A 12050-nucleotide genomic window follows, 5' to 3' on the forward strand; every position below is an offset into this window, starting at 1 on the left:
GCTCGACGGCGCGGGGCCGTCAGCGCCGGACCATCTCGACAAGGCCGTGGTCGATGCCGAGGTCGTCGAGGAGCAGCCGGAGCGGTCCGGTGTCCCGCGCGGGCACGGGCCGGGACGCGGCCCACTCCCTCAGTTCGCCGGTGCCGATCTCCAAGCCGCCCTGGGCCGCCACGGTCACCCAGGGGTCGAGGTCGGCGGCGCGGAACGCGGCGAGCCCGGTGACGAGTGCTTCGCGGAACATCCGCCGCTGTGCGGCGTCCAGGTTCCGGTAGAGCGAGCCGCACAGCTCGCGGAAGACCACGGCGTGTCCGCTCTCGTCCCGCCGGTGCAGATCGGTGGTGATCCGGTTCATCGGCTGGATGTCCTGGGCGGTGGCGAGCGCGGAGAGGAAGCCGCTGATCGTGGTCTCGGCGGCGAGGGAGAACGCGATGTCGACGATGTCGCGGTCGAACCCGGAGAGCCCGGCGCGGACCGCGTCCCGTCCCTGGACGACCGACCAGACGCCCGGCGCGAACCGCAGGTCCGCCAGGTCGCGGCGCCTGCGGGTGACGCCGACGGCGTTGTGGCACATCAGGATGTGGTAGTGCTCGTCGATGATCGTCTGGTGCAGCGCGTCGACGGCGATGTCGTCGCGGCGGACGGGGATCCGGTCCTGGAGCATCAGCCGGCAGGCCGGCAGGATGATCTCGTCCTCGACCGCCGCGGTCTTCGCGTTGTACGAGATCCACGCGGCGGAGAGGATACGGCCACGGGCCTCCCGGTCGAGCCGGTCGGCGCCCGGCAGGTGCAGTACCGGGACGAGGTGTTCGGGGAAGTCCGGCAGGGCCGCGTCGAAGTGGCCGTCGAGGTCGAGTTCGTCCTTCTTGACGGCCACCCGCTTCCCCCAGCGGAGTGTCAACTGGGTCAGCAGGTCGCGCTCGTACTCGGGTACGTCACGTGCCGTGGTCATCGGGAGACCTCCTTCACGGCCGGCGCGCGCCAGGCGCGGAGCGACGCCGCCGCCTTGAGCAGCATCTCCTCGTACTCTTCGTACGGGTCGGAGTCGAGCACGATCGCCCCGCCGGCCCCGATGGTCAGCCGGTCGCCGACGCGGACGGCGGTGCGGATCACGATGCTGAGGTCGGTGCCGCCGGAGAGGCCGAAGTAGCCGAGGGCGCCGGAGTAGATGCCCCGGGCCTCCGTCTCCAGTCGGTCGATGATCTCCATGGTGCGCAGCTTCGGCGCCCCGGTCATCGACCCGCCGGGGAAGCACCGGCGGGCGCACTCGACCGCGCCGACCCCGTCCTTGAGCCGGCCGCGCACCGTGGAGACCAGTTGGTGCACGGTCTCGTAGCTCTCGACGGCGAGGTACGGGTCGACCTCGATGGAGCCCACCTCGCAGACCCGGCCCAGGTCGTTCCGGAGCAGGTCGACGATCATCAGGTTCTCGGCCTGGGTCTTGGCGCTCGAAGCGAGGGTGGCGGCCAGTTCGGCGTCGCGCACCGGGTCGGCGTCGCGCGGGGCCGTGCCCTTGATCGGCTTGCTGGTGACCGTACGGTCCCGCTCGACGCGGAGGAACCGCTCGGGCGAGGAGCCGAAGACCGTGATGTCGCCGAGGCGCAGGAGCGCGGCGTACGGTGCCGGATTGGTCCGGCGCAGCCGCAGATAGAAGGAGGTGTCGTCGTCGTGGAACGGCAGGTGCAGGGTGTTGGTCAGGCAGATCTCGTAGCTCTCGCCCCGGTTCAACTGCCGCCGGCACTCCGCGATGTCCGCCAGGTACTGGCTCCGGTCGCGGCCGAGGTACTCCTCCGCCCGTGGCGGCGGTGCGGGGGCGGGTTCGGCCGGGGCGGGTTCGGCCGGGGCGGCGCCGGTGGCCGGATGCATATCCGTCAGGAGCGCGGAGGTCCGTGCCACCCACTCCCGCGCGTCGTCCCGGGTCCTCTCGTCGTGGACGGCCACCAGGTAGGTCACGCCCTCCTGATGGTCGACGGCGATGACCCGGTCGGCGAACATCCAGACGGCGTCCGGTGTTTCGGCGGTGTGGCGGGCGGTGGCGCCGCTCTCGGCCTTGAGTTCGTAGCCGAAGTAGCCGACATAGCCGCCGGTCAGGTCGAAGGGGAGGTCCGTGTCGGGGACGCGCCGTGCGCGCAGGCGCTCTTCGAGGATGCCGAAGACGTCGCCGGTGACATGGTGGACGCCGTCGGCGTCGCGTACCTCCACCGTCCCGCTGCCGGTGCGGTAGGTCAGGAGCTCGCTGAGCGGTCCTGACATGTCGCCGAGGAACGAGAACCGGGAAAGTCCCTTCTCCACCCGGCTGCTGTCCAGCCAGAAGCAGTACGGAACGGTGTCGAAGAGCTTGAGGAAGACGGCCTCGGAGTCGACGGCGCCCGGCACGGCCGTACTGATGATCCCCACTCCCCCGGCGCCCCGGGCTCCTCCGGCCGCGCGGGGCGACTCGTCGGACCGTACGGCAGCGGTGTGGGTACGCGCGTGGGGGTCCGCCCGGGGGACGGTGCCGTTGACGGTCCCGACGGCGGCCGGCCGTTGTCCGGGCCGCGCCCGGCGGGTCAGTTCGGCGAAGTTCCGCAGGATCTCCCGCCCGTACTGGGAGGCGATCGACTCGGGGTGGAACTGCACGCCCCACTGCGGCAGATCGCGGTGGCGCAGCGCCATGAGCACACCGTCGTCCGCCCACGCGGTGGCGACGAGTTCCTCGGGCAGGGGTTCGCGTACGCAGAGCGAGTGGTAGCGGACCGCGACGAATTCGCGGGGCACGCCGGCGAAGAGCGGATCCCCGTCGTGGGAGACCTTGGCGAGGTGTCCGTGCCGGGGTTCGGGCGCGGCGACCACCGGCGCTCCGGTCAGGTGCGCGATCATCTGGTGGCCGAAGCAGACGCCCAGCACGGGCAGGGTGGTGTCGCGCAGCAGATCGCCGACGAGGCCGGCGTCGCGGGGGTTCTGCGGCCGTCCGGGGCCCGGGGAGACCACGATGTTGTCGAAGTCCGCCAGCCGGAGCCCGGAGAGCGCCGGGTCGTCGTTGACCATGACGACGGGCTCCTCGCCGTTGATGCCGGCGATCAGTTGGTACAGGTTGAAGGTGTACGAGTCGTAGTTGTCCAGCAGCAGAGTTCGCATCATGGGCCGCCCAAGACTTTCCGGAGCGCCTGGATGTCGTCCGGTTCCATGGTGATCCCGAAGATCTCCTCGGGAGCGGAGAGCGCCTCGTCCGCGTCGAGTTCCCGGACGGCCGCGGGCTCCCCGGGACGTATTTCCGTGAGAGTGGTGCCGACGAGGAGGTGCCGCACGTCGGGCCGGATGCGCTGGAGGACCATCCGGTGGTTGAACGGCGAGCGCGGATGGGTGAGGCAGAAGTGGTGGAGGAGTTCGAAGTCCGACGGATAGCGCGCATCCGTGGTGAAGCCGTAGAGCTCCGCCGCTCCCTCCGGCCGCAGGAAGCGCAGGACGTGTTCCCCGGTCGGCTCCCGTACGAGGTCGAAGGGCCAGTCGCCGTCGAGCCGCGCGTGCTCCGCGAGCCGGACCGGTTCGTGCGGCCCGTACGCCCCGAAACTCACGTCGTGGAGCCAGCGTTCGCCGTCGAGTTCCACGCAGAGGGCCACGTGCAGGGCGGGTCCGAACCTGCTCCCGGTGCGGATCCGCGTCCGGCCGGCGAACGCCGTGAAGGTGAACCCGATGCGGTCCAGCACGGCCGCTGTCAGCACGACCTGCTCCAGGCACCAGCCGCCGCGGCCCCGCCGTACCAGCTTCTCCTGGACGCTCGCCAGGTCCAGCGGGACCACCGTGCGCCCGAGCACCGCGTCGAGGTTCTCGAAGGCGATCGCGTCGACATGGGCGGTGTGCAGGCCCCGCAGGGTGGCGAGGTCCGGGGCCACGTCACCCCGGTAACCCACCCGGGCCAGGTAGGCGTCCAGGTCGACGCCGCTCCCCTGCCACATCCCGTCCGTCACACGGAGTCCGTCCGTCATGTGAGCCGCCCGGCGATCACGGCCGCGAGAACGATCCAGCCGAAGTAGGTGTTGGCGACAAAGGCGTCCCAGCACGCTTTCGGGTCGTCCAGGTCCACCCGTACGAGCAGAGCCGAGAGATAGGCCCCGGCGACCGCCACGACCGGGTAGAACGCCCATCCGATCGATGTCTGGGCGCCGGCCCACACCACGCCGCCGACGCTCAGCGCGATGAACACCGCCAGCCAGGCCTTGGTGGCCTCGCCGAAGAGCAGGGCGGAGGACTTGACGCCGATGTTCCGGTCGTACTCCTTGTCCTGATGGGAGTAGATCGCGTCGTGGATCAGGGTCCAGAAGGCCCCGCCGGCGTACAGGCCGTACACCGCGAGCGGGTAGTCGACGCTCCCCGTCACCGCCGTCCAGCCGATCAGTACGTAGACGCTCATCACCAGCGCCAGGAACGCCGAGGGCCAGAAGAAGACGCGCTTCATATACGGGTACGCGACGATCAGCGGGTACGAGGCGGCGACGACCAGGGCCGTCTCCCTGTTCGCGACCGCCAGGACCAGCAGGGCGGCCACGCCCTGTGCGGCGGCGAACAGGAGCGCGTTCCCGACGCCGATGGCCCCCGAGGCGACGGGGCGGGAGACGGTACGGGCGACCCGGGCGTCGACCTCCCTGTCGACCACGTCGTTGACCGCGCAGGCCGCGCCGCGCACCAGTACCGCGGCGAGGGCGACCGCCACCACCGTCAGCGGGCCGGGTCGCTGCCCGGGGGCGAGGGCGACGGCCCACAGCCCCGGCAGCAGGTAGAGCACGTACCCCGTGGGCCTGTCCAGCCGCATCAGCAGGAGATAGGAGCGGACCGTGTCCGGGCTCTTCGTGACGACGCCCGTGGATATCTTGTGCAGCATCAGGATCCAATCACCATGTCACCGGAAGTTGGATCAACCCGCCGATCAGCGTGTTGTGGCGCAGTTCCAGCTCCTCCGCACCGACAGCCAGACGCAGGGCCGGGAAGCGCGCGACGAGCTGGGTGAGCACCACCTGGAGCTGGATCCGGGCCAGCGTCGCGCCGACGCAGGAGTAGGCGCCGTGCCCGAACGCGAGGCTGTCCGTGGTGTCGCGGGTGAGGTCGACCCGGCCGGAGTCGGCGAAGACGGTCTCGTCGTGGTTGGCCGCGATGGTGTTCAGCAGCACGAAGTCGCCGGTACGGATGGCGGTCCCGTCGATCTCGAAGTCCGTCAGCGCGTACCGGGGCATGCCGCCGTTGTGCGGGTTCGGCATCGACCTCCGCAGGGTCTCCTCGACCGCGCCGGGAACGAGGCCCGGGTCGTGTACGAGCGCCCGCCACTGCCCGGGGTCGGCCAGCAGCAGTGACACACAGGTGCCGATCCGGGCCACCGTGGTCTCGTAACCGCCGAACAGCAGCAGCGCCGTCACCCCGAGGACCTCGTTGTCGGTGACCCCCTCGGTGGCGCAGATCCGGGAGATCGCGTCGTCGCCGGGGTTCTTCCGTTTGTCGGCGACCAGTTGTCCGCAGTAGCCGAACAACTCGGCCAGCCCCTGCCGGGCCCTGGCCGGGTCCCCGACACTGGCGGCGTCCTGGGTCCAGCCGCCGAACCGGTCCTTGTCCTCCTGGGGCACGCCCAGCCACTCGCACATCACCTGGATCGGCAGCGACAGCGCCACCGCCTGGCGCAGGTCCACCGGTGGCCGCTGCCCGGCCATCCGGTCCAGGAGCTGCCCGGTCGCCTGCTCGACATAGGGCCGCAGCGCCCGCATCCGCTCGGGTGAGAAGTGCGGTTCCAGCAGCGCGCGCAGCCGGGCGTGGTCGGTGGCCAGGCCGCCCAGCAGGCCGGCGAGCAACGCCGACCCGCGGTCCTTCGCCGCAGCCTCCGGGTCGGGGTGGGAGCGGCCGAGCCGGTCGTCGTCGAGCAGCCGTTTCACCCAGGCGTGCCCGGTGACCAGCCATGCCTCCTCGCCCTCGGCGGTGCGCACGCGGTGGACCGCGCCCCGGGACTGGAGTGCGCGCAGCCCGGGCGCGAGTCGCAGCACATGCGTCTGCTCGAAAGGCAATTGAGCTGGGGTACTCACTGACGGCCTCCGCCGGAATCGAGGTTCTGACCACCTTGCCGGGGACGATCACGGTGGACGATGCGGTCGAACAGCGCGGTCAGTCCGGCGGCCGCGGCCGGGGTGAGCTCGGCTCGTGCGAGGTGCTCCAGAGCCGTGTCCAGATGCCCCCGGGAGGTCCGCTCGGCGGTGTGCCGGCCGCCGGTCTCCTCGACGAGGCCGGCCATCTCCTGGAGGTGCGCCGCCGTGGTGCCGTCGGACTCCCAGAGCAGGCGCAGCCGTTCGCCGGCCGGGGTGCCGGTGGACAGGGCCGCCAGCACCGGGAAGGACGGGTTGCGCCGCAGGATGTCGCTCCGTACGGGCTTGCCGGTCACGGCGGGGTCGCCCCAGATGTCCTCGACATCGTTGAGGATCTGGAAGGCGAGGCCCAGATGGCGGCCCGCGCTCCGCAGGGCGGCCCGGACGTGCTGCGGGCTGCCCGCCCGGAGCGCGGGTGTCACGAGGGCGCACTCCAGCAGTGCGGAGGTCTTCTCCGTCACGATCCGGTCGTACGCGGCGGTGCCGGTGTCCGGGCCCAGCCGGACGGTGAGTTCGCGCGCCTGGCCCGCGAGGACCAGCCCGAGGGCTTCGGCGAAGAGGCCGGCGATCTCCGTGTGGCCGGGGCCTTCGTCGTCCACGACCATCCGCAGCGCCAGGGCCTGGAGCGCGTCCCCGGCCAGGATGGCCTGTCCGGCGCCGAACACCTTCCAGGCGGCCGGGCGGCCGCGCCGCAGTTCGTCCGCGTCGATGATGTCGTCGTGGATCAGGGTCGAGTTGTGCAGCAGCTCCAGCGCCGCCGCCTGGCACCGGATGTCCTCCGGCCGCAGGCCGACCCCGTCGGCCGCCGCCGCCATGAGGCCGGCGCGGGTCAGCTTGCCGTTCTGCGCGCCGCTGGGGCCGCCGTGTTCGTCGACGAAGCCGAGGTGGTACGAGCAGATCCGGGCCAGGGTCGGCTCCAGCGCGGCGACCCGCTCCCGTACGACGGGCAGGACCGCCGACCGCACCGCACTCGGCGACAGGAGCGTCCGGCGCCCGGCCGACGAGGTGTCGAGTGTGCTCATCAGGATTCTCCTCCGGTCGCACGCCTTCCCGATTTCTGTCCCGCTCCGAGCCGCGCACTGGTATTCCGTGAATTCGACCACCGAATACAGAAAAATATCTCCGCATTGAGCATTGAATATGCTGCGTCGACTTCAACTGCGACTGCCGCCGACGCGCCATCGGAACCTGGAGCGATGTTCCGGAATTGCGTGATCGTTCCGACCGCCATCCTGGATCGAGCGCCACCGCCGTGTCAACGACGGTGGCGCGGGCATCTCCGACTTTAGGAAAAACCCCAAAGAACACGGTGCGGGGCCCGGATCCGGCCGCTCTGCGGAATGATGGTTCACCGCACCGATCGGCGCCGGGAATGGTTCACTGAAGTCTGAGAGGCGACATGTCTATATCGGCCGATTCCGAGCAACTGCGTGAAGGCAGGCCGTTCGACCCGTATGGCGCACATCGCGACGACCCGTACGCGTTCCTGGCCGGTCTGGAGGGCGCGGAGCCGGTGTTCTACGCCCCGCTGCTCGGCGCGTGGTGCGTCACCCGGCGCGAGGACATGGTCGCGGTGCTGCGGGACGACCGGAGCTTCTCGGCGCGCGACCACAACCCCCGTCCCGCGGTCGAGCTGCCGGAGGACGTGAGCCGGATGTTCCGCACCTGGCGCGGCGTCGACGCCGTGGCCGTCGGCTCGCTCGACCCGCCCGAGCACGCCAAGGTCAGGGAGGTGCTCAACGCCGGGTTCACCCCGGCCAGGGTCAGGGACTTCGAACCGACGATCCGTACGATCGCCACCGCCCACGCCGAGCGTTTCGCCGCCGCCGAGGAGTCCGACCTCATCTCGGGGTTCGCCGTTCCGTACGCCCTGGAGGTGATCTGCCGGCGGCTCGGGATCCCGGACGAGTACCTCGACCGCTGCCGCACCTGGTCCGAGCAGCGCATCGAGCTGATGATGGTGCGGAGCGACGTCGACCCCGAGCTGCTGCGGGAACACGCCCGTGGGCTGATGGAGTTCGGGGCCTTCGCCCGTTCGCTCGTACGGGAGCGGCTCGCCTCGCCGCGGGACGACCTGATCAGCGAGCTGCTCCACGAGGGCAGGGCGGGCCATACGCTCACCGCCGACGAGGTCTCCGTCCAGGTCCCCACGCTGATCTTCGCCGGGCACATGACCTGCGCCGAGGCGCTGGGGACGATCTTCTTCCAGCAGCTCGGGTCTCCCGGCGGCTGGGCCGAGGTCGTCGACGGGAAGGTCGGCACCCGGGAGCTGGTCGAGGAGGGGCTGCGGTTCGACAGTCCGCTGGCGGGCATGTACCGGACCGCGCTCCGTGATGTCGTGGTCGGCGGCGTTCCGCTGGCCGAGGGGAGCCGGCTGCTGCTGCTGTACGGAGCGGCCGGCCGGGACAGCCGCTCCCACGCCTGCCCGGCGGCGTTCGCGCCGGGCAGCGGGTCCGCCGCCCATCTCGCGTTCGGGCACGGCATCCACTTCTGCCTCGGCGCCGGATTCGCCCGCGCTGAGCTGGAGATCGCGGTCCAGGCTGTCGCCGCCAGGATGCCGGGGCTGAGGCTGGCACCGGGGCTTCCGCCGCGTCACCGGCCGGTCTTTCCGCTCCGGGCGCTGACCGAGTTGCGGGTCCGGCACCGGGCCGACGACTAGGGCCTGGCCGCGACAGGCCGGAACGGCCCGCCAGTTCGCCTGGCGGGCCGTTCCCGCGTGCCGGACGGTTTCCCACGTACCGGACGGGTCCCGCCTGGCCACGTGCCGGACGGGTCCCGCCTGCCGGACGGACGGATGACGGGCCGGACGGCCGAGGGGCCTGCCGGCCGCCCATGGCGACCGGCAGGCCCCTCGCCGGGGACGGCTCACGCGGTCAGGCGCGGACCGCCGTCAGATAGACGTAGCCGCTCTCCGGGGTGGCAGCGGAGAGCCGCATGAAGTCGATGAGCGAGCCGGCCTGTTCCTCGCCGACCAGCGCGGCCAGCTTGTCGCGGACGGTCTCCACCGCGTCGGCCATGCGATCGAGGGTGCGGCCGACGTTGTCGCTGATGTCGCGGATCTCCACGTCGACGAAGCCGTTGGCGGCCAGCGCCGTACGGTACTCGTCGATCGTGCCCAGCGAGCGCACCGCGTAGTTCGCGCAGATGTGGTCCAGGACCGCGCGGCCCTCCGGGCTGACCGGGCCGCGTTCGATGACATCGGCGACGGCGAGCCGGCCGCCGGGGCGCAGGACACGGGCGGCCTCGGCGAGCACCTGGCCCCGGTCGGGCATGTGCCACATCGACTCGAACGCCCAGGCGGCGTCGAACGAGCCGTCGGGGAAGGGCATGTCCATCGCGTCCGCGAACTGGAACGTGGCCCGGTCGGCGAGCCCGGCCTCGGCCGTGAGTTCATTGGCCTTCGCCACCTGGACATGGCTGACGGAGATGCCCACGACATCCACGTCACAGGCGCGGACCAGCCGCAGCGCGGGATGGCCGATGCCGCAGCCGATGTCCAGGACGCGTTGGCCGGGACGGGCGGCGATGCCCGAGATCATCAGGTCGGTCAGGCGGTCGGTGGCTTCCTCGACGGAGCTGTCGTCGGCGTCGTTCTCCCAGTATCCGTAGTGTTTGTTGGGGCCCCACGCTGAACCGTAGATCTGGCCGATCCCGTCGTACACGGTGGCGACATCGCCAGGAGCGGGAAACTGCTCGACCGTCATGAGGAACTCCGTATCGTCGTGAAGGTGGCGGGAAGGACGGCCGCCGGGGCCGTCGGGTGGTGCGGGGGCCCCGGGAATCCGCCCGTGCGTTCTCCGCTCACTTCAGTTCGAAGCGCAGGAATCCCAGCCGGAGCCCGCCCGCTCCCCATTCGGTGCCGAGCGCCTGGTTCGCCAGCAGGGATATCCTGAGCTGCCTGCGCTCGACCGGCGAAAGGCCGGTGTCGCTCTCCAGTACCGCCTTCGTCCAGGCGGCGCTCTCCTCCCAGAACGGCAGGGTCTCCGCCGTGGCGTCGACGTCGTCGACCAGCTCGAAACCCGCGGCCTGCGCGGCTTCCGCGTAGTCACGTACCGAGGCCGGCTTCGTGTAGAAGTATTCGGCCCACACATCGGCCCCGTGCGGGCGGGTGGTGAACACTTCCTCGACGCACACACTGGCGCCGGGACGGAGCACGCGCGACAGCCGCTCGAACCACTGGGGGCGGTTGAAATATCCGCTGCTCTCGATGGCCACCGCCGCGTCGTAGGGGCCGTCCAAGGGGAGGTGCATGGCGTCGCAGACCACGGTGCGGACCTGCTCGCCCACGCCGGCCTCCCGCGCGAACCCCTCGACGATCGGGGCGTGTTCCGGCGCGTTGGTGACGGACGTGACATCGGCGCCGTACTCCTGCGCCCAGAAGAGCGAGCCGCCGCCGAGACCGCACCCGACATCCAGGATCCGCCCGGACAGCCGGTGTTCGGCGCCCCAGATCTTGGCCGCGTACCGCAGCAGACCCTCCTGGTGGGTCCTGATGCTGCGGCGAATGTCGTCCGCCGTCGCGTCCTCGACATTCAGCGGCGTTTTGGCGGAGGGATAGTGACCTACGTGGTAGTGAATCCTGGGGCCGGGCCCGTATTTACGAACAAGCCTGGCCGTTTTGCCGTCGTAGTACTGGCCGACTATGCGCACCTCGTCCTGAGGCTCCAGCACTGCCCGAGGGGAACTCGCGATTTCTTCCAGATTTGACACAGTCACTCCTCCACAGCTCGGATGCCGGCAACGCGGTTCGACGAGCTTAAATTGAGTGGCAGCTATTGGACGCCATCCTGGGGGGACGCCTCCGGCCGTGTCAACGAAACGGCGTGGGGCATCGTCGGCTTTAGGAAAAACCCCAAAGAAGACGGCTCCGGGGCCCGGATCCGGCTGCCCTGCGGAATGATGGCTGCCGGGCGGCAGCACGGCCGTATTCGACTCCGGCCATTAAGCAGGCCCACACGGACGTCTTGGCACGGAACGGAGTGGGAATGGGTAGCGGTAAGCAGGTCCTGCTGGCCGAGCCGCGCAGTTTGTGTGCCGGTGTACGCCGGGCGATAGCCATCATCGATCTCGCGCTGGAACAGCACGGCGCGCCGGTCTACGTCCGCAAGGAGATCGTGCACAACCACTATGTGGTGCGCGAGTTCCAGCGCCGGGGTGTCCGGTTCGTCGACTCCGAGCAGGAGGTGCCGGAGGGCGCGGTCTGTGTCTTCTCCGCGCACGGGGTCTCCCCGGAGGTGCGGCGGAACGCGGACGCCCGCGGTCTCGACGTGCTCGACGCGACCTGTCCCCTGGTGGCCAAGGTGCACCAGGAGGCTCTCCGGTTCGCCCGCGACGGGCGGACGCTGCTGCTGATCGGGCACGCGGACCACGAGGAGGTCGAGGGCACCTACGGGCACGCCCCCGACCGGACGGTCATCGTCGAGACGGTCGCCGACGCGGAGGCACTGGACCTGCCCGCCGACGCGCCGGTCGCCTTCCTCACCCAGACCACGCTCTCGGTGGACGAGACCAGGGACATCATCGCCGTGCTCCGGCGCCGGTTCACCGACCTGCGCGGGCCCGCCGCCGACGACATCTGTTACGCCAGCCAGAACCGCCAGGACGGCATCAGGGCCATCGTGGACCGGTGCGATCTGGTGCTGGTGGTCGGTTCGGTCAACTCCAGCAACTCGATCCGGATGGTCGAGGTGGCGCGCCGGCTCGGCGGTCGGGCCGAACTGGTCCCGGACGTGGGCCACTTGGACCCCGCGTGGCTGGCCGGTGTGCGTACGGTCGGCGTGAGCGCCGGAGCGAGCGCGCCGGAGATCCTCGTCGACGAGCTGCTCGGCCGGCTCGCCGAACTGGGGTACGCGGACACGTCCGTGGCGCGGGTGGCGACCGAGGACATCGTGTTCTCCCCGCCCTCGCGGCTGACCGGAGCGGCGGACGCGCGGTGACCGGCCGGGACCGATCGCG

At 70.8% G+C, this 12050-nt stretch carries 10 protein-coding genes; 2 read left to right on the forward strand and 8 right to left on the reverse strand.

Annotated features, from left to right (window positions below; translation table 11 throughout):
* Positions 1-19: 19 nt before the first annotated feature.
* The 6 genes from AB0O07_RS09455 to AB0O07_RS09480 are packed head-to-tail and all read right to left on the reverse strand — an operon-like array spanning position 20 to position 7117.
* A complete protein-coding gene (locus AB0O07_RS09455; RefSeq protein ID WP_365629528.1) occupies positions 20-949 on the reverse strand; it encodes a diiron oxygenase in 930 nt (309 codons plus the stop codon).
* Positions 946-3114: an aminodeoxychorismate synthase component I gene (gene pabB / locus AB0O07_RS09460; RefSeq protein WP_365630333.1), complete on the reverse strand. Its 2169-nt coding sequence runs from the start codon at positions 3112-3114 to the stop codon at positions 946-948. The genes AB0O07_RS09455 and pabB overlap by 4 nt, the downstream gene beginning before the upstream one ends.
* Entirely contained in the window at positions 3114-3962 is an 849-nt protein-coding gene (locus AB0O07_RS09465; RefSeq protein WP_365629530.1) for an arylamine N-acetyltransferase, read from the reverse strand. The genes pabB and AB0O07_RS09465 overlap by 1 nt, the downstream gene beginning before the upstream one ends.
* Positions 3959-4855, reverse strand: a complete 897-nt coding sequence (locus AB0O07_RS09470) for a UbiA family prenyltransferase (protein ID WP_365629533.1) — start codon at positions 4853-4855, stop codon at positions 3959-3961. The genes AB0O07_RS09465 and AB0O07_RS09470 overlap by 4 nt, the downstream gene beginning before the upstream one ends.
* A 10-nt stretch (positions 4856-4865) precedes the next feature.
* Positions 4866-6020 carry a cytochrome P450 gene (locus tag AB0O07_RS09475; protein WP_365629536.1) on the reverse strand — a complete coding sequence of 385 codons (1155 nt, stop codon included), beginning with the start codon at positions 6018-6020 and terminating at the stop codon, positions 4866-4868.
* A gap of 14 nt (positions 6021-6034) precedes the next feature.
* On the reverse strand, positions 6035-7117 hold the full coding sequence (locus tag AB0O07_RS09480) for a polyprenyl synthetase family protein (protein WP_365629539.1): 1083 nt from the start codon (positions 7115-7117) through the stop codon (positions 6035-6037).
* A 377-nt stretch (positions 7118-7494) separates the two neighbouring features.
* Here AB0O07_RS09480 and AB0O07_RS09485 point away from each other — a divergent pair, with 377 nt between their 5' ends.
* Positions 7495-8754 (forward strand): cytochrome P450, encoded by a 1260-nt coding sequence (locus AB0O07_RS09485; RefSeq protein WP_365629542.1) that lies wholly within the window; start codon positions 7495-7497, stop codon positions 8752-8754.
* A 214-nt stretch (positions 8755-8968) separates the two neighbouring features.
* On the opposite strand, the gene AB0O07_RS09490 is transcribed toward AB0O07_RS09485, so the two are convergent.
* Positions 8969-9799 carry a methyltransferase domain-containing protein gene (locus AB0O07_RS09490; RefSeq protein WP_365629545.1) on the reverse strand — a complete coding sequence of 277 codons (831 nt, stop codon included), beginning with the start codon at positions 9797-9799 and terminating at the stop codon, positions 8969-8971.
* A 97-nt stretch (positions 9800-9896) separates the two neighbouring features.
* On the reverse strand, positions 9897-10766 hold the full coding sequence (locus tag AB0O07_RS09495) for a methyltransferase domain-containing protein (protein WP_365629548.1): 870 nt from the start codon (positions 10764-10766) through the stop codon (positions 9897-9899).
* Between the two features lie 314 nt (positions 10767-11080).
* Here AB0O07_RS09495 and ispH point away from each other — a divergent pair, with 314 nt between their 5' ends.
* On the forward strand, positions 11081-12031 hold the full coding sequence (gene ispH, locus AB0O07_RS09500) for a 4-hydroxy-3-methylbut-2-enyl diphosphate reductase (protein WP_365629551.1): 951 nt from the start codon (positions 11081-11083) through the stop codon (positions 12029-12031).
* Positions 12032-12050 lie beyond the last annotated feature (19 nt).

Source organism: Streptomyces sp. NPDC093085 (assembly GCF_040683935.1).
Classification (GTDB): Bacteria; Actinomycetota; Actinomycetes; order Streptomycetales; family Streptomycetaceae; genus Streptomyces.

Bases quoted from the DNA above. Each gene is read 5' to 3' on its own strand.
- pabB (WP_365630333.1), bottom strand. From the start codon at position 3,114: ATGCGAACTCTGCTGCTGGACAACTACGACTCGTACACCTTCAACCTG.
- AB0O07_RS09480 (WP_365629539.1), bottom strand. From the start codon at position 7,117: ATGAGCACACTCGACACCTCGTCGGCCGGGCGCCGGACGCTCCTGTCG.
- ispH (WP_365629551.1), top strand. From the start codon at position 11,081: ATGGGTAGCGGTAAGCAGGTCCTGCTGGCCGAGCCGCGCAGTTTGTGT.
- AB0O07_RS09485 (WP_365629542.1), top strand. From the start codon at position 7,495: ATGTCTATATCGGCCGATTCCGAGCAACTGCGTGAAGGCAGGCCGTTC.
- AB0O07_RS09470 (WP_365629533.1), bottom strand. From the start codon at position 4,855: ATGCTGCACAAGATATCCACGGGCGTCGTCACGAAGAGCCCGGACACG.
- AB0O07_RS09455 (WP_365629528.1), bottom strand. From the start codon at position 949: ATGACCACGGCACGTGACGTACCCGAGTACGAGCGCGACCTGCTGACC.
- AB0O07_RS09465 (WP_365629530.1), bottom strand. From the start codon at position 3,962: ATGACGGACGGACTCCGTGTGACGGACGGGATGTGGCAGGGGAGCGGC.
- AB0O07_RS09490 (WP_365629545.1), bottom strand. From the start codon at position 9,799: ATGACGGTCGAGCAGTTTCCCGCTCCTGGCGATGTCGCCACCGTGTAC.